At 52.0% G+C, this 22,610-nt stretch carries 21 protein-coding genes and 2 pseudogenes; 13 read left to right on the top strand and 10 right to left on the bottom strand.

The features are described 5' to 3' along the window. Positions 1–13: 13 nt before the first annotated feature. Positions 14–1,219 (top strand): hypothetical protein, encoded by a 1,206-nt coding sequence (locus tag ACMZ66_RS20845; protein ID WP_416940280.1) that lies wholly within the window; start codon positions 14–16, stop codon positions 1,217–1,219. Next, positions 1,185–2,090, top strand: coding sequence for an FAD-dependent oxidoreductase (locus ACMZ66_RS20840; protein ID WP_416940279.1), 906 nt, complete (start codon positions 1,185–1,187; stop codon positions 2,088–2,090). The genes ACMZ66_RS20845 and ACMZ66_RS20840 overlap by 35 nt, the downstream gene beginning before the upstream one ends. 10 nt (positions 2,091–2,100) lie before the next feature. On the opposite strand, the gene ACMZ66_RS20835 is transcribed toward ACMZ66_RS20840, so the two are convergent. Further along, entirely contained in the window at positions 2,101–3,201 is a 1,101-nt protein-coding gene (locus ACMZ66_RS20835; RefSeq protein ID WP_416940277.1) for a mandelate racemase/muconate lactonizing enzyme family protein, read from the bottom strand. A 115-nt stretch (positions 3,202–3,316) separates the two neighbouring features. On the opposite strand from ACMZ66_RS20835, the gene ACMZ66_RS20830 reads away from it, so the two are divergent. Further along, positions 3,317–4,111, top strand: a complete 795-nt coding sequence (locus ACMZ66_RS20830) for a methyltransferase domain-containing protein (RefSeq protein WP_416940276.1) — start codon at positions 3,317–3,319, stop codon at positions 4,109–4,111. Positions 4,112–4,301: 190 nt separating this feature from the next. On the opposite strand, the gene ACMZ66_RS20825 is transcribed toward ACMZ66_RS20830, so the two are convergent. From ACMZ66_RS20825 to ACMZ66_RS20800, 6 genes and pseudogenes are all read right to left on the bottom strand, one after another. Next, positions 4,302–5,486: an MFS transporter gene (locus tag ACMZ66_RS20825; RefSeq protein ID WP_416940274.1), complete on the bottom strand. Its 1,185-nt coding sequence runs from the start codon at positions 5,484–5,486 to the stop codon at positions 4,302–4,304. A 390-nt stretch (positions 5,487–5,876) separates the two neighbouring features. After that, entirely contained in the window at positions 5,877–6,341 is a 465-nt protein-coding gene (locus tag ACMZ66_RS20820) for a DUF1499 domain-containing protein (protein ID WP_416940272.1), read from the bottom strand. Positions 6,342–6,408: 67 nt separating this feature from the next. Next, the gene (locus ACMZ66_RS20815) at positions 6,409–6,879 is read right to left on the bottom strand and encodes a DNA methyltransferase (protein WP_416940347.1); all 471 of its coding nucleotides are present in this window, start codon (positions 6,877–6,879) and stop codon (positions 6,409–6,411) included. A gap of 223 nt (positions 6,880–7,102) precedes the next feature. Next, positions 7,103–7,810 (bottom strand): annotated as a pseudogene (locus ACMZ66_RS20810) (IS6 family transposase). Between the two features lie 308 nt (positions 7,811–8,118). Continuing rightward, a complete protein-coding gene (locus ACMZ66_RS20805; protein ID WP_416940270.1) occupies positions 8,119–9,513 on the bottom strand; it encodes an MmgE/PrpD family protein in 1,395 nt (464 codons plus the stop codon). A gap of 392 nt (positions 9,514–9,905) precedes the next feature. After that, complete coding sequence (locus ACMZ66_RS20800) at positions 9,906–11,516, bottom strand: ABC transporter substrate-binding protein (RefSeq protein WP_416940269.1); 1,611 nt, start codon at positions 11,514–11,516, stop codon at positions 9,906–9,908. Between the two features lie 241 nt (positions 11,517–11,757). Between ACMZ66_RS20800 and ACMZ66_RS20795 the strand changes: the two genes are divergently transcribed. Next, positions 11,758–12,498, top strand: coding sequence for an SDR family NAD(P)-dependent oxidoreductase (locus ACMZ66_RS20795; RefSeq protein WP_416940268.1), 741 nt, complete (start codon positions 11,758–11,760; stop codon positions 12,496–12,498). 36 nt (positions 12,499–12,534) lie between these two features. On the opposite strand, the gene ACMZ66_RS20790 is transcribed toward ACMZ66_RS20795, so the two are convergent. Further along, the gene (locus ACMZ66_RS20790) at positions 12,535–13,419 is read right to left on the bottom strand and encodes a LysR substrate-binding domain-containing protein (RefSeq protein ID WP_416940266.1); all 885 of its coding nucleotides are present in this window, start codon (positions 13,417–13,419) and stop codon (positions 12,535–12,537) included. Between the two features lie 241 nt (positions 13,420–13,660). On the opposite strand from ACMZ66_RS20790, the pseudogene ACMZ66_RS20785 reads away from it, so the two are divergent. From ACMZ66_RS20785 to ACMZ66_RS20745, 9 genes and pseudogenes are all read left to right on the top strand, one after another. Continuing rightward, positions 13,661–14,625 (top strand): annotated as a pseudogene (locus tag ACMZ66_RS20785) (AMP-binding protein); the annotation flags it as partial. Between the two features lie 96 nt (positions 14,626–14,721). Continuing rightward, positions 14,722–15,183, top strand: coding sequence for an AMP-binding enzyme (locus ACMZ66_RS20780; RefSeq protein ID WP_416940346.1), 462 nt, complete (start codon positions 14,722–14,724; stop codon positions 15,181–15,183). A gap of 20 nt (positions 15,184–15,203) precedes the next feature. Beyond that, positions 15,204–16,364 (top strand): acyl-CoA dehydrogenase family protein, encoded by a 1,161-nt coding sequence (locus tag ACMZ66_RS20775; protein ID WP_416940265.1) that lies wholly within the window; start codon positions 15,204–15,206, stop codon positions 16,362–16,364. 29 nt (positions 16,365–16,393) lie between these two features. Continuing rightward, positions 16,394–17,119: an enoyl-CoA hydratase/isomerase family protein gene (locus tag ACMZ66_RS20770; protein ID WP_416940263.1), complete on the top strand. Its 726-nt coding sequence runs from the start codon at positions 16,394–16,396 to the stop codon at positions 17,117–17,119. A gap of 29 nt (positions 17,120–17,148) precedes the next feature. Then, entirely contained in the window at positions 17,149–17,988 is an 840-nt protein-coding gene (locus ACMZ66_RS20765; RefSeq protein ID WP_416940262.1) for an amidohydrolase family protein, read from the top strand. A 32-nt stretch (positions 17,989–18,020) separates the two neighbouring features. Beyond that, positions 18,021–18,758, top strand: coding sequence for an SDR family oxidoreductase (locus ACMZ66_RS20760; RefSeq protein ID WP_416940260.1), 738 nt, complete (start codon positions 18,021–18,023; stop codon positions 18,756–18,758). Then, positions 18,658–19,428, top strand: a complete 771-nt coding sequence (locus ACMZ66_RS20755; RefSeq protein WP_416940258.1) for a DJ-1/PfpI family protein — start codon at positions 18,658–18,660, stop codon at positions 19,426–19,428. The genes ACMZ66_RS20760 and ACMZ66_RS20755 overlap by 101 nt, the downstream gene beginning before the upstream one ends. Then, positions 19,350–19,802 carry a helix-turn-helix domain-containing protein gene (locus ACMZ66_RS20750; RefSeq protein WP_416940256.1) on the top strand — a complete coding sequence of 151 codons (453 nt, stop codon included), beginning with the start codon at positions 19,350–19,352 and terminating at the stop codon, positions 19,800–19,802. The genes ACMZ66_RS20755 and ACMZ66_RS20750 overlap by 79 nt, the downstream gene beginning before the upstream one ends. A 41-nt stretch (positions 19,803–19,843) precedes the next feature. Then, complete coding sequence (locus ACMZ66_RS20745) at positions 19,844–20,155, top strand: GYD domain-containing protein (protein WP_416940254.1); 312 nt, start codon at positions 19,844–19,846, stop codon at positions 20,153–20,155. Positions 20,156–20,288: 133 nt separating this feature from the next. Here ACMZ66_RS20745 and ACMZ66_RS20740 read toward each other — a convergent pair whose 3' ends face one another. Beyond that, on the bottom strand, positions 20,289–21,479 hold the full coding sequence (locus ACMZ66_RS20740; protein WP_416940253.1) for a CaiB/BaiF CoA transferase family protein: 1,191 nt from the start codon (positions 21,477–21,479) through the stop codon (positions 20,289–20,291). Positions 21,480–21,495: 16 nt separating this feature from the next. Next, a complete protein-coding gene (locus tag ACMZ66_RS20735) occupies positions 21,496–22,596 on the bottom strand; it encodes a mandelate racemase/muconate lactonizing enzyme family protein (RefSeq protein ID WP_416940252.1) in 1,101 nt (366 codons plus the stop codon). Positions 22,597–22,610: the final 14 nt, after the last annotated feature.

Genomic DNA, 22,610 nt, shown 5'->3' with positions numbered 1-22,610 from the left:
AAGCGAGAGCCGCATGCCCAGAGATCCCCGCTACGACATCCTGTTCGAACCTGTTAAGATTGGTCCGGTAACCACCAAGAACCGGTTCTATCAGGTTCCTCACTGTAACGGCATGGGGCGTCTTCACCCGGATAGCATGGTCGCGATGCGCGGCATGAAAGCCGAAGGCGGCTGGGGCATTGTCTCTACGGAACAATGTGACTTTCACCCGACAGCTGACACCACCTCCTATTGTGAAACCAAGCTGTGGGATGACACGGACATTCCGTATCTGGCCGGCATGTGCAACGAAGTTCACAAGCACGGCGGGCTTGCCGCAGTAGAACTCGTCCATAACGGCCACGACACGGGCAACCTTTACAGCCGGGAAGTGCCGATCGGTCCGATGGATCGACCGGTGACCTGGCTGAACCATCCAGTTCAGGCCCGCGCCATGGACCGGGAAGATATTCGCGCCTACCGTCGCTGGCATCGCGACGCCGCCCTGCGCGCGCGAAAAGCCGGGTTCGACATCGTCGTTGTCTATGCGGGACATGACGGTACCATGCCGTCTCACTTCCTTGCGCGTCGGCACAACCAGCGTACGGATGAATATGGCGGCAGTCTCGAGAATCGCGTGCGACTGTACCGGGAACTGCTGGAAGACACGCTCGACGCCGTGGGTGATACGATGGGCGTGGTTGCGCGTTTCGCCGTGGATGAGATGATGGGGCCGGACGGCCTGGAATGGGAGGGAGAAGGCCGCGACGCCATAGAGATGATGGCTGAAATTCCACATATGTGGGATGTGAATGTCGCCGACTGGGACAACGATTCGATGACCTCGAGGTTCGCGCCGGAAGGCTATCAGGAAGAGTATGTCGCTTTCGTAAAACAGGTCACCTCGAAACCTGTATCCACCGTCGGCCGGTACACGTCGCCGGATGCAATGGTTTCGGCAATCAAGCGCGGTATTGTTGACCTCATCGGCGCGGCGCGGCCATCGATCGCTGACCCCTTCCTGCCGAAGAAGGTTGAGGAAGGACGGATTGAAGATATACGCGAATGTATCGGCTGTAATATCTGTGCTGCGTGGAATAACGTTTCCGCACCCAGCCGGTGTACGCAGAACCCGACATTCGGCGAGGAATGGCGCAAGAGCTGGCACCCGGAGCAGATCGCGCCCAAGGAGTTCAGAATCGCATGTGCTGGTGGTCGGTGCAGGGCCGGCCGGTCTTGAAGCCACGCATTCTCTCGGCAAGCGCGGCTACAAGGTAACGCTGGCGGAAGCGCGGGGTGAGGCCGGCGGCCGTGTGACCCGGGAAAGCGCACTGCCGAACCTGAATGCCTGGGCCCGTGTGCGCGATTACCGACTGGGGCAAATCGCCCCGATGCCCAATGTCGATCTGTATCTGGAAAGCGAGTTGACGGCCGACCAGGTGCGCGAATTTAGCGCCGATCACGTCGCCATTGCGACCGGGTCTCGCTGGCGGCGGGATTGTGTGGGGCGTGCCGTGCGCGCGCCACTGCCCGGCGCGAACGCCGACACCAGCTTTAGCCCGGACGATATCATGGACGGCAAGCGCCCGCCGAAAGGCCACGTCGTGGTGTTCGACGATGACCATTACTACATGGGCAGCATGATGGCCGATCTTCTGGTTGAGGAAGGCTACAAGGTAACGCTGGCGACACCGGCAGCAACCGTTGCGTCCTGGAGCGTGTATACGCTGGAACAGGGTCATATTGAAAAACGGCTGATCGGGCTTGGTGTCGAGATCCTGACCCGGCATCGTGTCAAAGACGTTGGCAACGGTATCGTTACGATGGTCAATGACCTGACGGGCGAACAGGTTGACCGCAGCGGAACGCTCGTACCGGTAACAATGCGCCTGCCGAATGACAGCCTGTATGACGCGTTGAATTCAGAACCCGAGAAACTGGAAGCAGCAGGCATCAAGTCCGTACGCCGTATCGGTGACTGTTACGGCCCGGCGACCATTGCCGCGGCTGTCTATGAAGGCCATCGATACGCCCGTGAGCTCGATGTCGAGATTGACCGCGACAAGGTACAATTCAAGACCGTAAAATACGATCTGGAACTGGGCGGCTAGACGAGAACGCTCACGGCGCGAGGGCCGTCAGAACCTTTTCGTCAATCTCGATGCCGAGCCCGGGTTTCTGAGGCATGCTGGCGTAACCGTCTTCGATCACATAGTCGCAGTCGGCAAATTCGTTCCCTAATTCCAGATAGTCGTAATAAAGCTCAGCATAGATGGAATTTGGCATCACGGCACAGACATGAAGCATGGCGAGAAAGGCGACGGTCGTACTGTTCCAGCTATGCGGCGAAATCTTCACGGAGTGGGCATGCGCCATGGCGCCGATATCCAGCATTTCCAGAATGCCGCCGGCTCCGGCAATATCGGGGTTCAGTACATCGGCCGCCCGTTTCATCACTACATTGCGGTAGTGTCGAATGCCGGCTTGCCGTTCGCCCGTTGTGACACGACTTTTGATACTGGCGCGAAATTCGGCCATGGCGTCCAGATCGTCGCCGGCAATCGGTTCTTCGATCCAGTACGGATTATAGGGTTCGAACAGATGGGCGGCGCGCAGGGCATGCCGGGGGTCGGTCTGCACCGAAAAATCAAGCATGATGTCTGTATCCGGTCCGACCGCTTCTCGCGTCAGCCGAAGGCATGCTTCGGCATCCGCCAGTTTCGGCCGCCGCAAGGGATAGATCTTGACCGCTCGATACCCCTCGGACCGCATCCGGGCGCACCGGTTCGCAACGGCCTCCGCTTCCTGTGTCGGGAAGTCCCAGGCATTGGCATAAACCGGTATCCTGTCGATGATTGCACCGCCCAGCAGGGCGTGCACGGGCTGTCCCAAAGATTTTCCCAGCAGGTCCCACAGCGCGATTTCGATAGCACTCACCGCCGAAGAATAATCGATGCCCGGATGCTTGCTTTCAAGCGGTTTGGCAATGTTGTGCAGAAACGAGCGTGGAGTCGCCTGCGCCATCTGCTTCACGGCGTCGCCCAGCGCGAGGATAATCTCGCAGATCGCGCGCTGCCGAATGTCCAGCGCGTAGGCCTCACCCCAGCCGATAAGGCCGGTATCCGTTTCAAGTTTCACAAGGATGACGATCTGCCCATGCGACCAGCCGTCCGAACTCGGCTTCGGCCCAACCAGAAACGGTGTGACACGGGTGATTTTCATTCGATACTCTCCTCAAGCGTGACGTTTCGGCGGCGGGCCCTAGTTACTTAATCTAGTGTAACTTCGGATCGACGCCAATTGATGTTAGCCACAGAAAACAACGGAGAATGACCTGATGACACCCTCTGACGATATCGAACCCGAACTGGAATACGATGACGACATGATCGCCGTGTTGGAAGCGGTCTGGGGTGCAGGGTTCCTGTCGCCGGGTGGCACGGACGAGGTGGACCGCATTCTTGACGGCATGGATCTGACAGGCCTGTCGGCCATCGATATCGGCTGCGGGCTTGGCGGTGCGACGCTTCACATTGCCGGCAATTACGGTGTTTCCGGCATTATCGGCATCGATATCGAGGACAATCTGATCGAGGCCTGCGAGACGCTTTCCGCGCGGATGAACCTGCAGGAGAAGGCAAGCTTCCGTCTTGTCGAACCTGGTCCGCTGCCGTTCGACGATGACAGTCTGGACATGGTTTTCAGCAAGGATTCGATCATCCACATTGCGGACAAGCACACGCTTGCAAAAGACATCTTCCGGTGCCTCAAGCCCGGCGGCTGGCTTTCAGCCAGCGACTGGCTGGCAGGCTATTCCGGCGACCCGTCGCCGCAAATGAAAGCCTATGTCTCGGCCGAAGGCCTTGATTTCGGGCTGGCCTCGGCGGAGGTCTACAAGGCGGCGCTTGAAGAGGCGGGCTTCGTTGATGTTCGCATCACCGACCGGAATGCCTGGTACAGGGAAGAGGCGCGCCGGGAACTTGAAAACCTCGCCGGTGCCTTGCACGAAGAGCTGGAATCAACCGTTGGAAAACAGTTTTTGGACCGTCAGGTTGATGTCTGGAGAAAGATGATTGTGGTCCTTGATCAAGGTGAGCTCAGACCGACGCATCTCAGGGCACGAAAACCCTGAAACTGTGCCGACCAATCTGTACGATGATCACCGTTTTGCCGATAGTTGTGTTTAGGGTCAAAAGAGACAACAAACCCGTTCGCAATCGGGATTCTGCTGTCGGAGTTTAAGGCGATATCATACCAGGTTCAGGCCGCAACACTCTGTTTCGAGTGCCACTGTCCTGAGCAACGCAACGATATTGCATCTGCTACCCGCTGCGCCTCCTTGTCCGCAACACCAGAATGGTCGTGAACAAAACGGCGAACATCCCGGCAAGCGCAATGAAGCCGTGTGGGTCCCAAGTCTCCATTGCAACTCCGGACAATGGAGGCGCGGTAATATTGGCGACTGTGTACATCACCACAAAAAGGCTACTGGCCTGGGTCAGTTGTGTCCCCTGGCAGCGGTGTCCGATTTCGATGAGACCCAACGTGTACGTTGCCCATGCTGAGCCACCCCACAGAAATAACACTGCCGACATTAGAACCGGTGTTTGAATCGTGGTGTAGACCAGAAACGGTGATGCAATGCAGATTACTCCGCAAACAGCCAACAACAAGCGACTGCCAAACCTGTCGGCGAGCCACCCTACCGGGATCTGAAGAACGATATTGCCTGCGATAAAGATACTGAGAATGGTGACCGAAAACGTAGGATCGAGACCTACGCGAAGACCCCAAATCGGTAGAAATGCGAAGAATGAGGTATCGACTGCGCCGGAGAGAAACGCAGCGGCGAAAACGGTCGGCATTGCGATGAGCAGTGTCCAACCGCGCATTCCAGGCTCGTTCGTTAGTGTTGGTGAAAATTTTCTGATCAGGAAAACCGGTATCAAAGATAGTGTGCTGAGCGTCACGAACATAACGATAGGCAAAAACCCTTCGATCCCGATGAAGCCGAGAACGAGTGGTCCGCTCGCGTACCCGGTTGACATCACGGCGCCGTACATCGCGAGGATACGCCCGCGCGAGCGTTTCTCCGCAACGACGTTGATCCAGGTTTCGGTGACAACCCATGGGATTGCTCCGACGAAACCATTTGCAAGCCTCAGAATGATCCACGCCGTCACGCCGTCGAACATCGGTAGCATAAGGATCGTAACCACACCGATAATGCCGCTAACGATCATGCAGTTGGCCAAACCAAACCGCTGCGTAATGCGCGATACAAATGGAGCCATCAACATGACGCCGATGGGATTTGCCGCAGAAACGATACCAATAAGGACCGGATCGGTACCGGCTGACTCCAGCGTTAACGCCATCCAGGGCACGATGCCGCCAAACGAGATGCTGAATGAGAACACGCTCGTCAACAGTGCAATCAGAACCAAGTGGCGTTCGCGACGCGAGATGCTATAGGCAGCTTCTTCAGAGACAATCGGATCCAGCATACCATCGCAGTATCAAGATGGCAGGCACCGCGCAATTCTCCTGTTCAATCTTGGAGCTATCGTCGGCTTAGTTCTTTCCGCATAGGGTCATCTGCGGAAGGTATTGCTTAGGCAGAAACATGTCTTCTTCCGGAGCCTCAGCGGACATCTTTCGTGCATTGTCCATTCATGAGTCCACGCCCTGGTTAGAAGTGAGCGCTGAGGTGCCCCGAGAATTGCAGACGTTTTCTTTCTTAAATGTGGGACTAGGAGGCCAGCCTCAGCATAACAAGAAAACTCTCACTTCAGGGGCCCCATTTTAGTGGGTTCAGGTCAAAAGGATGATGCACTACCATTCAAGACAAATCAGTCACTGGGGCAGGTGAGGCCGGTATTTTTTAAGCATCGGCATTACTTGGCGGCAGAAAAAATGTCAGCCAACCAGTTTTCAACTCGACGCTTGTTCACCCCCATATCCCAATAACCATAATTCGATTGGCTGAAAATGATGATCGAACTCTGCGGGGTTAGATCGACGGTCTGAATTCGGATCGTATCGGGAAAACCGAACAGGGCTGAGCGCTGCACGAAGACAAACTGGTTAAGGTTGGCATCCACACTGACCAGCTCCGTCCGCTCTTGCCCAAGGACTACCTGTCGAACGATATCGACAAGTTCGCTGGTAGATAGGTTGAAGACAGGACTATCGATATCAGCCTTTGTCGCGCATGTCTGCGGTGGGCAGGCAAAGGCGTTGTTGGGAAAAGAGGACGGTGCCAGCGTACGAAGATCGATTGGCGTACTGTCAGCTGAACAACCGCAGGCAACAAAGAGAAAGGTCGAAAACAGCACAGTTAGGCTGGGTTTTACTGCCAAGGGAATATACCTCCGTAACGTCGTACGTTTCAGGTTTCTGTCACAAGCTCAGATCCTTTATAGCCAATTATGCCTTGGTGCCTCGATAGGGATTTGATGCGATCCATACTGGTGTTGGCCTTCCTAAACATGAAGGATTTGGATCAGTCCTTGGGCCGCCTCCATCGGTTCGTCTTCCATTGTGAGAAACTGCATCGTCGTGTGCATAGCCTTCCCAGCGGGCGATGATTCGATCGCAGTAGACGGGATCAAGTTCGCAGAGGAACCCCCTGCGGCCTGTCTTGTCTGCGGCAATCAGGGTCGAGCCCAATCCGCCGAAATGATCGAGAACGATGTCGTTGCGCCCAGAAACGACCTTGATTGCGTCGGCGATCATCTGGACAGGCTTTGCCGTCGGATGCATCGATAACTCGTCCATCCGGCCGGCACGCAGGATATTGACGCCCTTGTACTCCCATACGCTGGTGCGATAGCGGCCGTGTTGGCCGCGCTCGAACGTGTTGATGTGAGGCTTCGTTCCCTTCTTGAAGGCAAAGATGAGCTCGTGCCGGGAACCGCCTCAAATAGCCAATTGAGACAAACGACAACATGGCTCCGAAGTTGGAGTCGCTAACCGTCTCTGTTGAAATATGAGATCGCCAAGTCCCCGATAACTCGACACTATTCCCGAAGAAAACAGGCAATCCAGAAATGTCAGGGATGGGTGGCGGTGCTGTCAGACGAACGCGAACTCGTCTCAGTTTAGCAGAAAGTCGCGGGTGTTATGCAGCACAAAGCTGCTGCCACTCATTCAAGGCAGCAGTGCGTTGAATTTTGAATTGGTCTCGGGAGTTTAAGTGTCTTTCGTTGTTGAAGTGGTTGTAGACGGAAGAGTGAAGAGAGACAAACTTCTGTAGACTTCGCATCCGCCTGAACCGCTGCATCGCACGTTCCCGTCTTCAGAAGGGGAGGTGTGAGTTCTCAGCCCGATTGTTTTGCCATCGTCCGACCGCCTGTTTCCGGGTACAGTTGATCTCTTTCATAGTGGCTTTGTAGGAAGCAAATCGGTCCGGCACGATGATCCTTGGCTTGCCATACCGCTTCATCGCCCTCTTCAAAAAAACCAAGGCTGCCGCCTTATCCCGGCGTTTAGTCACGAAGGATTCCAGTACCTCACCCTCGTGATCGACGGCGCGCCACAAATAATACTGCTCACCATTTATCTTCACGAAGACCTCGTCGACGTGCCATTGCCAATTGGAATAGCACTTCAGTCGCGAAACACGGTTCTTTCTGATTTCGGAAGCGAAAATAGGGCCGAACCGGTTCCACCAATGCCGGACCGTTTCATGGCAGATATCGATCCCGCGTTCATGGAGGAGGTCTTCGACATTCCGTAGCGAAAGCGGAAACCGCACATACATCATCACCGCCAGGCGGATGATTTCGGGAGAGGTTTTGAAGTAGCGGAACGGGTTCTGGTTTTTCATCTCGCGAGGGTAGGGAGGCTAGATCCGCACCTCAAGCCGTTTTCTTCTGACAATCCCAGTGCTATTAGGTTGGGTGCGCAGTTCCGATCCGATTGGCATCTTACGCTTCTCGGTCGGAAGGAAGGTATCGTCACGTTAACGGCGACTTATGCCACTAATCTTCGACGAAACACTCGATCTATCGTCGACATCTTTTCAGTCCCGAAACTCGGCGGACTGCATCACCGATACGCCCGGATGTAATTCTCGATAAGGACAGGCACCATTTGGCTGCTCGAGTCGATTTGCTCTGACAAAGCCCTATTGTGTTATCGCGTGATAATCAGAGCCTTCATTAGATCCTGGATGTTGTCCATTTTGTCTACGTTGAGGCAAATCTCAATCACCCGATCTACTTCGCTATCCGACATCATGCCATCAGCACACTCTATAAACTTGGCGCGAAGACCGGCATCTGTGAGGAGTGTTTTTCTAACCTCAAGGATCTCCTCAAGGGACGCCAGATGCTTGTGAACGGCTCCGTCCTTTAGCGAAATCGTGACCTCGGCAGCCGGCTGGTGTCCGTCGAATTCTTCACCATGCTCAAGCGTCGTTCTGTCGATCAGTTCGCGCACTTTCGGGTTTGAGAAGTACTTCTCTTCGTACACCTTGGGCGTAATCTTGCCATGTAAGATCGCCATGGCGGTCAGGAAGTATGAGCTGTGATCTGCGGTTTCCTTATTCTGCGGATATTTCTTGATTGGATCGCCACAATGTCGAACGGCGCGCAAGTTTGTTCGAATCAAAACTTTTTCAATGGCCTCTGGCGTGATGCCATGGATTCGGACGAGTTCCGTCGTGGCGTGCAGGTGTCCTTGTGTGGTCAGCTCCGTGCAGATCGACTTGAACTCGGTCTGCAGGATATGGTGCCTAAACTTCCATGGCCGATCCATGTCGAAGTTCTGAAAACCGCCAAGCAACGCTTCAGCAAATCCTTTGTGCCCTTCGATAATGCGCGTCGGCCCCGTCATTCCGCGCTGTGCCAACATTGCCCCGACGTAGCCGCGTTCAGCCAACATGCCATCAGCTAAATTTTTGGTCATGTTGTACTCTTCGCCCTCGGCATCGAGAATATCGCACCCCGCACCGACACTGCCGGCGATTCCCATTGCATTGACTATTTGTTCAGTGTTGAGGCCCATGAGTTTTCCGGCGATCGCGGCGCTGCCGTAAGCGTGGACAGATCCATGGTGTATTGCGTTCATCTGGAGCGACTCGATGTAACGCGAGATCAGCTCCGCCATCACTTCATATCCCGCAACAATGGCGACGATCATATCCTTGCCGGATGAATTGAGGGCTTCAGCGACGGCGAACGCTACCGGCAAAGAGCCGCTTGGGTGGCAACCGGCCAAATGCCCCGGCCCCAATTCGATGTCGAAACAGTCATTGTAGTCGAGATAGCGAATAATTGCTTGATTGGCCAGTATTGCTGGCGAACTGGCGACCTTAATGTTCGTACCGAACAAGGTTGCCTCTGGCGTACCACCCGTCGATTGAGCGAAATCCCGAACACTTTTCCCGGTTGAACTGTTGAAGCCGCCAATTGCGCATCCAAGCCCGTCGATTATGACTCGTTTGGTTATGTCAACGACCTCGCTGGGTAATTTTTCAAACGTCAATGCCTCTGTTTGTTTGGCAAACTTGGTCGTAACGGATTCCATGATTTATCACTCCAAAGGATCGAGAAAACAGGGGCAAGACATAGCACGTCTCGTACCAATCTAATCACGCTGCCGCCTCCCAGATATTCACTTTTAATTCAGTGCGGCATAAAAAACTTTGAGGTGCCCCTAGATTTGTAGACGCTTTCTTCCCTAAATTTGAGGCCGCCTGTACCAGAAACCTTGTTAGAGAAAGCGTAAATCAGTGGTCCAGAACATTGGGGCTAGACACTGGAACATCCGTCATCGTGACTACAATGAAAGATACATGCACTTGCTGACCGGTCTAGTCACGGCCTAAGCACCGCAAAAAATAACCGCCACACGCTGAGGACAACGTGATGGCGGCAGTTCTCATTCAATACAATCAGGAGGAGTTCGCTATGGTAAATCTAAGACTTGAACCAGCCTGTTCGCGTGATCGCATAATTGTCCAAGTATCTTTTACCACGGAATTTTGGATGGCCGAGATTGTCCGAAGCGGCATGCAGGAATGAACCGAAAACCGGGATAATAACAGAGCCTTCTTCGTGAATGATCCGTTGGATCTCGAAATACATCTCCTGGCGCTTGCTATTGTCCAGTTCACTGCGTGCCATCCTGTTTAGCTCGTCGACGCGCTCGTTTTTCCATTTGCCATCATTCCACGCTGTATCCGATGTGTAAGCGGCTGAAATCATCTGACCCACCGTGGGACGGCCTGACCAATACGCTAGACACCATGGCTTTTTGAGCCAGACATCGGACCAGTATCCATCGGATGGCGTTCGCTCGATATTGATTGTAACACCGGCCGGCTTAGCCCATTCAGACATCAGCGTGGCTGTATCGACCGCACCGGGGAACGGCGCATCTGCTCCAGCAGACAGGGTAACATTGAGGTTCGACATTCCTGCCTTTTTCAAATGGAATTTTGCCTTATCAGGATCGTATACGCGTTGTTCCAGTTGATCGTTATAGTACTGTTGTCCGCGCCCAATCGGCACATCGTTACCAATATAGCCAAAGCCAGAAAGGATCTTTTGCAGCAATTCGTCGCGTTTCATAAGATGTTTGAGCGCAAGACGAACATTGTTGTCATCGAACGGCGCCGTATCAGCTAGCATGGGTGCCGTATAGTGGAGGTTGCCCTCGCCTTCAACAAGATGGATGCCATCCGTTTCGCCAAGACGCCTTGCGGTCTTTGTATCTGGGCGCGTTATGATATCGACATCACCAGTACGTAAGGCTGAGGTTCGACTGGCAGCGTCTGCAATATTCAATGAATTAAACGCATCGAAGTGTGCCTCGCCGTCGTTGTAGTAGTTCGGGTTTTTCTCACCTCGAATGCGGACACCCGGTTCGAAATCCTTGAGAACATACGGGCCGGTCCCATTGCCCGATTGATCCCATTGGTCTCCAGCCGTTCCTTCGGGCGCCACCAGCAGCCCTGAAGAAGACATAATAATGGGCCAATCTGCATCCGATTCACCAATATCCATGACAACAGCATTGCCATCGACTTTCATTTCTTTGATACGACCAACAATCTTCTTTGGGTCCGCCGCTTTGGTTTCTTCTGACCCAACATAGGCGAAAGATGCAACCACATCCTGCGGCGTCAATGTCTTGCCGTTGTGGAATTCGACGCCCTTTCTGATCTGAAAGCGCCACACGGAAGCGTCCGCGTTTGTTTCCCAGCTCTCGGCGAGTTGCGGTTGCGGTGCGCCTTTCTCATCGAGATATGTCAAGCGTTCATAGACTGACCATTGTGCAGCGGTAATATGATTCGTTGAAATGGTAACCCTAGAATCAAATGAATCCGTTGTCGCACCACCATCTGTGCCGATGCGCAAGGTCCCGCCCTTTTTAGGGGTTGATGCCTCTGCTTCGTTCCAAATAGCGGATGCAGCCGCTATGGAAACACCCAGAGCCGTAGCGCGTTCAAAGAAAGCGCGGCGCGATATCAAGTCGGTCGAGGCAGTTTTCTTCAGAACCTCTTGTTCGTAACTTTGGTCACCCATAACAGCGTACTCCCTTGTTCGTATTATTGATCCTCTGATCGCAAATCATCCGAAACAAAGGCTACAAGTTCAAATAACGAATTGTGATCGAAGACTTAACCATCGCAAATCACATCCCTAATGCGGTCTTTGACCAATCCGACCGACGTTATTCCGTCGATGATTTTTCGTTACTTGAATTCGCAGCGTAAAGAATCTTGAATCTCGCCAATCGAAATGATGACAATTGAAAGGAAAAAATATGACCTCGAAGGGAGTAGCACTGGTGACCGGTGCAGGTGGCGCGATGGGGTCTGCATGCGTCGCGAGGCTTACAAGAGATGGGTACAAAGTAGCGTTAATGGATAAAAATGAAGACGGGCTGAAAGAGTCTGTCAAAAAAGCGAGCTCGGATTCAAAGTACTGGATAGTCGATCAAACAAATGAAACAGAAACGCGCACGGCAGTACAGGAGATCGAAGACCAGCTAGGCCCGATTGAAGCTCTAGCCAATACTGTCGGGTGGTGCGAAGGCACGAAATTCGCAGATGAAAGTTCTGACTACTGGCACAAGGTGGTGGCGGTAAACTACCTGGCTGAACTTTATGTTACACACCCCGTACTCAAGGGAATGATCGAACGCGAACGAGGTAAGATTGTTTATATTACTTCGGACGCTGCAAAGATCGGTACAGGCGGCGAAGCCGTCTATGCTGGCGCTAAAGCTGCCGTCTGCGCATTCGCCAAAAGCATCGCCCGGGAGAACGCACGGCACAACATTCGTGTCAATTGTACCGCGCCAGGAGCAACCGAGACGCCGTTGATGCGTGAAGTCGAACAGCAAAATCCTGAAATGATCAAACGCATGGTTAAGCTCGTGCCGTTTCGTCGTCTCGGTACGCCGGAAGAACAAGCAGACGTTGTGAGTTTCCTTTTGTCTGACGATGCCCGCTGGATTACCGGGCAGGTAATCAGCACCAGCGGCGGGCTTACTATGTGTTGATGGTAAAGTGAGTTATTACAAAAGGAGAGACAACAATCACGTTTCGGAAAATGCGCGAATATAGTCAACGAATGCCCGTGCTTCCTCGCTCAACGGCTGGTCTGAAGGATAGATAAGATAGAATGTTACATCGACACCGAGTTCGGTGTCGAATGGAAGAACCAGTTTTTCATTATCTAAGTGATCTGTCAGCGGTGGGTATAGTAACAGCGAAATGCCCAATCCAGATATTGTGGCAAAAAGCATGGATTCGTAACTGTCGAATACAATACCGCGTTTGCCGGGCCGAAGCGAAAGATTGTGAATGCGAAGCCAGTCGTTCCAGTTATCATAGTCATATTCGTGCAACAGTGTTGCATGCTCCAAAATGCCAACGTCTGCTTTACCACCCATCTGGCGCAATAATTTAGGAGAGCACGCTGGTACGAACCGCAGCGAGAATAACGGCTCATTATGGTAGTGCTCAGGGTTGCTTTTGCTCCACCAAATCGCAGCATCAAACTGACGGCTATCTATATCGTCTATATGCGCTGAGTGCCGAATATCGAGATCGAGTTCGGGCATCTGATTTAGAAACCCATCTAGTTTCGGCACCAGCCAACGCGCCGAAATATGCGGCGTTACGAACAAAGATAGAGAGTGACGTTTACTCGCACGATAAAGCTGATCAGACCCAATTGCGATATCATCCAGCGCCCGAGTTACCGAAGATAGAAGCGCTTTTCCCTCCACCGTCAGTTCAGGTCCTTTTGGAAATCGCTCAAACAGCTTGGTTTGAAAGTGATCTTCAAGAACCTTTATCGATCTGCTGACAGCCGGTTCAGTGACAAACAGTTCGTCAGCAGCTCTCCGAAAACTATTGTTTCGTGCAACTGCTTCAAACGTCCTGACGGCATTAAGTGGGGGAAGCTTCCTTCGCATTCTTTCTTAAAACAATGTTATCGGTTGAATGAGTTAGTCTGATTTGTTCGCAACGGAACCCACTGCTAACAAAGAGTAGGGATTGTTCTGGCAAGAAACAATACGATTCCGAATATTGATGTGATGGACATTTAGTGTGACCCGTAATCTCTTCAGTTTGGATGAAAGTATTCTCAAGCCCGAAAATTCGGTCTTACCGAGTCTTCTGAAGCAACGGGCCGTTAGTGATCCTGAAAAAGCGATGATTGTCTTCGACAATGGCCCGGTATGGACCTATTCGAAAGCAAACGATCTTGCAAAGGGAACCGCAGCCGCCCTAGATCAGCTTGGTGTTAACAGGTGCGACCGTGTGCTGGTCTGGCTACCTGACACACCTTTGATTGTTCGATTGGCACTTGGCATTATTTACCAGGGTGCTGTCTTCGTTCCAATAAATCCGGCATACAAAGGAGGCATTCTGGAGCACGCCATAAACCTTTCCGGTGCCACGCTCATGATTGCCGATACATCCTATTTGGAAGAGCTTAAAGATCTTGATTTAATTCATTTGAAAACGATTGTGCCAATAGGCGGTACGCCGGATCACTCAATTGACATTGAATTGGGCTCGGAAGATCAGTTAGGTCCACTTGCTCCAGGTATGTACTCAGAACCAGAGCAGCCAATTCAGGCATGGGACATTCACAGTATCGTTTATACGTCTGGCACGACCGGTCCTTCGAAGGGAGTAATGCTTACACATGCTCATACCTTTCAGATGGCGTGTGACGGATTGCATTTTCTGGATGAGACTGATCGATACCTAAGCCCGTCCTCTTTTTCCATATTGCAGGTATTTATGTGCTGTGGGCGGCCGCTGCAATCGGCCTGACAGCGGTGATGGTGGGAAGGTTCAGTACTTCCGAATTCTGGGCGCAGGTCGCGCGAACCGGAACGACAAGTACGCTCTTGATCGGCGCTATGTCTGATTTTCTGTTAAAACTCCCGGAAAGCAAAACTGATCGTGCGCATGGCCTTAAGAAAGTTTTGCAGCAACCAGTGACGCATGATCCTGCCGCATTTGCTGAACGATTTGGTGTTGATATCTATACCCAATTCGACATGACGGAAATGGGGCCGCCGATCCTATCCAACTCCCTTAGCCAAGAAACTAATCTTGGCAAAGGCTATTGCGGGCAGCTCAGACCTGGGTTCCAAACACGGATCGTGGATAGCAACGATGTCGAAGTTCCCGTCGGTGCTCCCGGCGAACTAGCGGTCCGGTGTGACGTCCCCTGGATCATTACCCCAGGCTATCAGGACATGGCTGAGGCGACGGTGCGTGTTTGGAAAAACGGTTGGTTCCACACAGGTGATGTATTGAAGGTTGATGAAGCTGGAAACTACTATTTTGTCGACCGAGTGAAGGATGTCATCCGAAGGCGTGGTGAGAACATTTCATCCTACGAAGTCGAATTGGAGGTGCTATCCTTTCCCAGCGTCAATGCAGCGGCAGCGTATGGTGCCCTTGTTGATACAGGAGAAGGTGAAGTCATGATCGCAGTCGAGTCGACAAATGGCACTAAAATCGACCCACTGCAATTGACCGAGCATCTGATCAAGCGGCTTCCTTACTTCATGGTACCTCGTTTCGTTCGAACGGTTTCATCTCTTCCCCGGTCTACAACCGATAAGATAGATAAAACCACCCTTCGATCTGAAGGAGTTACACCGGATACATGGGATAGGGAGCAGGCGGGAATCCGTTTGCGTCGTCCTCGATGACTGACATGCGAAAGGAACCAATGGCCACATCAACGGATGAGATCGAAAATCAGGTTCTCGATAGCGTTGATCGCTTCATCGAGCAGCATCTGGAGCCAAGAGCTGCTGAGATTGACGATAAGGATGAGTATCCTCAGGACTTGCACAATATTGCCTCGGATTTAGGGCTTTTCGGCCTTGCTATCCCAGAGGCATATGGCGGCGTGGATGTAAGTTTTCGAACACGCTTGTTTGTGATCGAAAGGATATGCCGCTCAAGTGCGAGCTTCGCCTGTCTGTTATCGGCATGGCCTGATGGTCTCGCACCGCTGCTTGAATATGGAACGGACGAACTTAAGCAGCGGCTATTGCCGAAAACCGCCCTTGGTGAATTCGCCCCGGCATTCGGACTATCAGAGCCAGACGCTGGTTCGGATGCTGCCGCCTTAAAGACACATGCGGTTCGGGATGGCGATTCTTACATTCTGAACGGAACAAAAACGTGGATAACACACGGCGGATTCGCGGATTATGTAACTGTATTTGCAAAGACCGATCAGACTGTCGGCCATCGAGGTATCACCGCTTTTCTGGTCGAAAAAGGAACACCGGGTTTTAATGTCATCCGTGACGAAAAGTTAACCGGGCTACGTGGCTCACCACAATCGACACTCGAATTCGTTGATACCCGCATTCCGGCAAGCAATCGCCTGAGTGATGAGGGCGCGGGCTTCAAGATCGCGATGGCGGCTTTGGACGAGGCAAGATTGAACTGTTCGGCACAAGCTCTTGGTATCGCCTATAGGGCAATTCAGGAAGCAACCGCTTTTGCACAGAATCGAAAGGCGTTTGGACAATCAATCATCGAGTTTCAAGGTGTTCATTTTCTATTAGCTGAGCTGTGTACAGAGTATGCCGCCGCGCGGGCGCTTTGGCTTCAGGCGATCTTTGAATACGAAACCGATCGTAGCCGTCGATCCGGTATTATCGGCTCTATGGCGAAGAATGCGTGCAGTGCTATCGGGATGAAAGCGCCGATCGAGGCAATCCAGATTTGCGGAGCCATGGGCCTTCACAAAGACATGCTGCTCGAGCGGTTGATGCGCGATGCCAAGGCGTATCAGATCTTCGATGGAACGACCCAAATACACAATTTGATCATCGGCCGCTATCTCCAGAAAGAGGGATTACCGTTCGAGTAGGGATAACCAATGCGCAGATGGAGAGAATAGTGAACAAGAGTATTCTTTTTGAGCGCGACGAAAACGTCGCAACAATAACAATCAATCGTGAAGATCGGCGGAATTCTCTGGATCATGTCGCGATGAAAGCGTTGGCATCATGCCTCGAAACCTGCGCTGAGGAAGACATCAGAGTCGCAATCATCACCGGCGCTGGCGGGAAGTCATTCTGTGCCGGAGATGATGTCAAAGCGTACGCTGATCGGTCCAAGGACGAGAGCCGGGCCCATTTCGAACACGGTTTACGAACTTTTGACGCTTTGGAAAGAATGCCGTGCTTAACAATTGCAGCCATTGATGGTTTCTGTCTTGGTGGCGGGTTGGAGCTTGCGCTGTGTTGCGATCTTCGGGTCGCTGGCAGAGGTGCGCTTTTCGGGTTGCCCGAAATACTTAAACTCAATGCCCTGCCAAGTTGGGGCGGGCTAACCCGTTTATCGAAAACTGTCGGACAAGGCGCAGCCAAGCGGATTAGCTTTATGGGCGAGAAGATCGGAGCTGAAGAGGCATTCTCGATGGGACTCATAGCCCGTGTCGTCGACGACAATGATGTGCTGGCGGACACGATGACGTTCGCAAAAGCGTTCGCTGACAACGTAGATAGGGAAACGATAGATGTTGCAAAGCGCGTTATCAATGATGCCGGGACGCTCACGCCAACCACCGCGACTCTAGTTAACCTTCTCGCAGAACGGTCCCAGGCATTTGAGGGTGTTTAATCTCAACCAACTAAGAAGAGAGAGCAGCAATGGGCGCAATTGACATATTGTGTAACGACTTCAGCGTTGAAGGCATCGCACGCAACTTTCTGAATACCGATGAAGCTGAACTCTTCGCAGGTAAAGGTCGGTCAGATAATCTTGTTGGCCTCTCTGTTCCTGACATGGTGTCAAGAATGAATGAAAATGGCGTTGATAAAGTGCTTGTAACCGCTATCAAGGTTTGGGATTTTTTCCATCAGCGAATGCACTCGGAGAACAGTCCAGCAGATATACATGCGTTATGTAAAGAAGCGCCAGATCGAGTTCATGGCCTATACGGGATCAATCCTTTTACACGTATGGAAGGGGTTCGTGAGTTAGAAAAGGTTGTTAAAGAATTTGGTTTTGTCGGTGCGCATATCCATCCGCACGGATTTGATCTTCGTCCAGACGACGCCTTCTATTTTCCGTTTTATGCAAAATGTGAGGAACTGGATGTACCCGTTGTATTATCGATGGGGCATACGATGGACTTTTTGCCGAACGAAAATGGGCGACCATTGCATTTGGACAAAGTGGCTCTCTACTTCAAAAACCTTAAGATCATCAGTACACATACGGGTTGGCCATGGGTTGAAGAAAACATAGCCTTAGCTTCTAAACACCCGAACGTTTTCATCGGAACTTCCGCCTATGCACCGAAGTATTGGAAACCGGAGCTTGTGAAGTTTCTCAATTCATGGGGGCGTAACAAGGTGATGTGGGGGACGGACTATCCGTTGATCATGCACGATGAATCACTGGCACAGATCGATGAACTTGGTCTTCGAGAAGAATCCAAGAAGGCACTACTGGAAGGTAACGCACGAAGTGTGTTCGGATTGTAAGATAGCCTCCAACGAGAAATGAGGTTCGATATATGACTGTCGCGATTGTAGTGGGTGCCGGACGGGGTATGGGGGCGGCTGTAGCTCATAAGTTAAAGTTGGATGGGTATGATCTCGCCTTGCTCTCGCCTTCTGAAAACGTCTTCGATCGTGCCGCTGAACTTGATGCTCTTGCCGTCAAAGGCTCCAATACAAACATCGAAGATATTAATCGTCTTGTTTCGGAAACGATAGAAAGATACGGACGCATAGACGCACTTGTGAACAATACCGGTCACACACCTGGTTCGACGGGTGGCACCGGGCCTGCATACGATCCAAGCATCGATACAAATGTAGTTGGTATTTCAGACGAAGATTGGCTCAAGACGTTTGAAATCACGTTTATGAGCGTCGTCAAAGTGACGCGTGCAGTGTTTCCAGAGATGCTAAAGGGTGGCGGCGGATCAATCGTCAATATCTCGACATTTGCGGCGTTCGAACCGCGTTTAACTTATCCAACCTCCTCAGCGGTCAGATGTTCTGTATCCGGTTACACAAAGCTTTTCTCTGACCGTTATGCACGCGAAGGCATTCGAATGAATTCTGTTCTGCCAGGATTCATCGATAACTGGCCACTAGGTGACGATGTTTACCGCTACATCCCGATGGGACGACCCGGAACCACGGATGAAGTCGCCGATTTGGTCAGCTTTCTGCTTTCAGATTCGAGCCGCTACATTACCGGTCAGAGCATGCGAATTGATGGTGGAGCGACCCGGTTTGTTTGAAGTGTCACTAATCAAAGAAGCACTACTCGATAGGCCGTACCCTGCAAACGAGGACGATCACCTCGCGAAACTTCGAAACATTGAACATGTTCGTCAGGGCTTAAGCAGGTATGTTGAATGCAGTATTCGTATCGCAGTAATTTTGCTGCGCGGATTCTCGAAACACGAATATCACTGTCTGATCGCCCCATTCAATGAGACCAACGCTATTTTGGAGCACTCCTGCTGCAAAGTTGACATTTTCAGGCCCTGTAGTTTCCATTCTTCCAAAACGACGCCTGTCGGCAAACAGACCTCTGAAGTTCGCTTTGGAACCCAAATCTATGATTTAGTCGTCGTCGTTGGAGGCGCTTTCGACTCAGCGCTTTCGGATTTGGATGCTGGTTGGATCCGTCGCCAACACCGACATGGCGCAACTATCGGCGCTATCTCATCTGGCGTCCTTGCGATTGGAAGGTGTGGCCTACTTGATGGAAGACGTTGCACAACGCACTGGAGGTACCTCTCGTTACTTGAGAGTTCTAACGCCCGTGCGATTGTAACTGGAGAAAATTTCGAAATGGATCGAAGGGTCTTTACTTCTCCGGTGGAATGCGCTCATCCGATCTCTCTCTTAAAGCAATTGAACTATGGGTGGGGAGAGATGTCGCTGAACTGGTTTCGGAAGTAATGCTGCATGAATTCGATAGTTCAAACTTGTTTAGAAGAAATTCTGTCCGACGCCGGCTTGGGTCTCCAAACCGACTTGTGAACATGGCTGTTGAACAAATGGTTGTGAACCTGGAAACCCCGTTATCCTGCCGGACAATAGCCAGGCATATTGGTATTTCTGTACGTCAACTCGAAAGACTATTTCGCAGTTATCTGCAGAAAAGTCCTTCCGCTTATTATAGGGATTTGAGGCTCAGGAAAGCGCGGAATCTGCTCAAAACTACGGATGAAAGTATAAGCGAAATTGCACATCAAGTAGGGTATGCAACAGCGTCACACTTTTCGAAGAGCTACTCTGATTTTTTCAGTTGCCGACCATCCGATGACAGATAACAACCTAACAAGACTACAATACCAGTAAAGGGTATCAAGCTATGGTTTCCTACATTGCATTAGTGAAAATGACAACAAAAGGGCGACGGGAAATAACGAAGTCGCTTGGGCGGGGTGCTATAGTTGATAGGCGTCTTGAAAAAATCGGCGTCAAAAGAACGGGATATGCCCCAGTCATCGGTGCATTTGATTGTTTGCTCTATTTCGACGCACCATCCGAAGTGGCGATGGGGCAGGCATTAATGGAACTTGGTCGTCTCGGTGCCGTCGAAACAAACACGTTAACCGTAATTCCTCCTGCGGAGTACGAGCGAATGTTGGAAGAGATGGCTGAGGACGAGTTAGATAGTTAGGACATAGCAACCGCATCACCAAACGACTTCAATTTCAGCCTATGTAAGTTCTATTCTAAAAAACCGGCTCCTGTTCTAGATATAGCTGTCCTGCTTCAGGGAAGCGCAATCCTCGGGTCAGGTGTTGTCCGTGCTAAACGACGCCGTCGTTGATAAAGGCACTAATCTCTTCGTGACAAAATCCAAGCTCGGAAAGCACTTCGTGCGTATGCTGACCCACTCTAGGTGCCGATGTAACTGCACGCGGCCCATCTTCCGAGCACGAAAAAGCTGCAACGGCCGGTGCACCACCATCAACAGAAACCGACCATTCCCCAAGCAGTGAGCGGCTTTTTACCTGTTGGCTTTGAACCGCTTCAACAATAGTACGAATCCGAGCAGACGGAACCCCCGCCTCGTTGAGGAGAACCTCCCATTCCTCTGCTGTCTTGGTCGCGATTGTCCTGCGCAATACTTCCTTATCGTTCTCCCGCCGGGCTGGCATATCCCGGATTCTCTGTTGTTCCACTTCAATCGCCAAATCGTTACGCCCAATTGCGCGCCACAAACGTGCATGTTGCTTCGGTGTGAAAATGCCAATCATCAAGTCCGCATCCGACGCCCGATAGCAACCGTAGGCGGCGACAAAATCGCGCCCGTCTCTGGAACGGCCAGGGGGCTTTTCGGTTTTCGTGGCATTCAGAACATTGCATGACATCATCATCAGGGCGGCATCCAGCATGGCGACGTCCAGATACTGCCCTTCACCAGTCCGTTCACGCCTCAACAATGCCGTCGATATTGCGAAAGCCGCATGAATGCCAGTGCCATAGTCCAGCATTGGTGGGCCGATCATCGTCGGCGGATCGTTCTGATCGCCCGTGGCGCTCATAACACCTGAGAACGCCTGAATTACGTTATCGAAAGCTCCGTAGCTGCTACGGGGGCCGGTCTGACCATATCCTGTTATCGAACAGTAGATGATATCGGGTTTGATCTTCCGAATATCGTCATAACCAAGCCCAAGTCTGGCCATCGCACCCGATCGGAAGTTTTCCACGATGACATCTGCGCCTTCGGCCAGCTTCAGAAAAATTGCGCGCCCATCCCGGGTCTTGAGGTTCAGCGTCATTGCCCGCTTGTTGATGCCTTGTGCCTGATAGTGCGTCCCCATCAGAGCGTCGTTCAGTTCTTGCACCGGCCCGATTTGCCGGTTCATATCAGTTTCAAGCGGTGATTCTATCTTGATGACATCAGCACCGAGAACCGCCAGCTGATAGGTAGAGAATGGTCCTGCCAGCACATGCGTAAGGTCTAGAACGCGAATACCGTCAAATGCCTGCATCCGGCCCTCACTTTAGTTAGGAAAACTGCGCTACGGGCTTGCCAAGCACTGTCATATCCGGTTCGAAGCCAAGGCCAGGAGTCATATCCGGAACGTACATCTCGCCATTCCCATGAGTTAGGTTCGCCGTGCCCGTCACCACGTCGACCATATCGACGCAGTTCAACGTTCCGATCATGTTCTTTGAAAGCCTTGAATGCGCCATGTGCGCCGTTGCCAGTGTGGCGATTTCTGAACCAATCACGTCTTTAATAAAGTAACCGATGCCGAGGGAGTCGGCGGCGTCGCAGATGCGCTTGGTTCTGGTCAGGCCACCGCATCGGCCCATTTTTAGCCCGATGTATTCTAGGATTCCTGCAGCTCCGGCATGGATGATGTCTTCTGGAGTAACGATGCTTTCGTCGAGCCCGACTGGCAAATCAATTTTCCGGCGCAACAACGCACATTGCTGAATATCGGCCACCGGTTGTTCTAGCATAACTGTCAGACCCTTGAAGGCTTCCGCGACCTCAATTGCAGTACGCATCGACCAACTCTGGTTAGCGTCAATTAGCACCACAGCGTCTTTGTCAAAAGATACGATAACATCTCGGTACGCCTGGAACTCCTCTCTAACCGGCTGCGAGATATGAATGGAGAACTGTCGATACCCTTGACTCTTGTAGTGCTTAACAGTCGATCGCATCGCATCAACACCGCCGGGAATTGAAGCAATCATTGGTAAGTGCTCGGTCAGTTTCCCACCGAGCAGGGCATATACCGGAAGTCCCGCCACCTTCCCCAGAATGTCCCAGCAGGCATAGTCGATCGCACTTTTTACATAGAATTGGTGCATAACCGCGCTGTCCATCGCTTGGTTCACTTCTGAAAGCATGCGTGGGTCACGACCGATCAACGCCGGTGCAAGCTCCGCCAGGATGGGCAAAATAGCACCGTGCAGCGCAGGCAGGTACGCCGCACCCCATGGGCAAACCTCGCCCCAGCCAGTTAGTCCCTCATCCGTGTGTACAGCAACAATCGTGCTTACTAGAGTGTCGAGAGTGCCTTTTGCGCTAACATAGGGCCCGAGTTTGAGGCCCATAGTCACTTCATAGGCAGCAATTTTAGTGATTTTCATGTCCAGTACTTTCG

This window comes from Thalassospira sp. (assembly GCF_048059015.1).
Classification (GTDB): Bacteria; Pseudomonadota; Alphaproteobacteria; order Rhodospirillales; family Thalassospiraceae; genus Thalassospira.
This window is presented reverse-complemented; position numbering and strand designations above follow the sequence as displayed.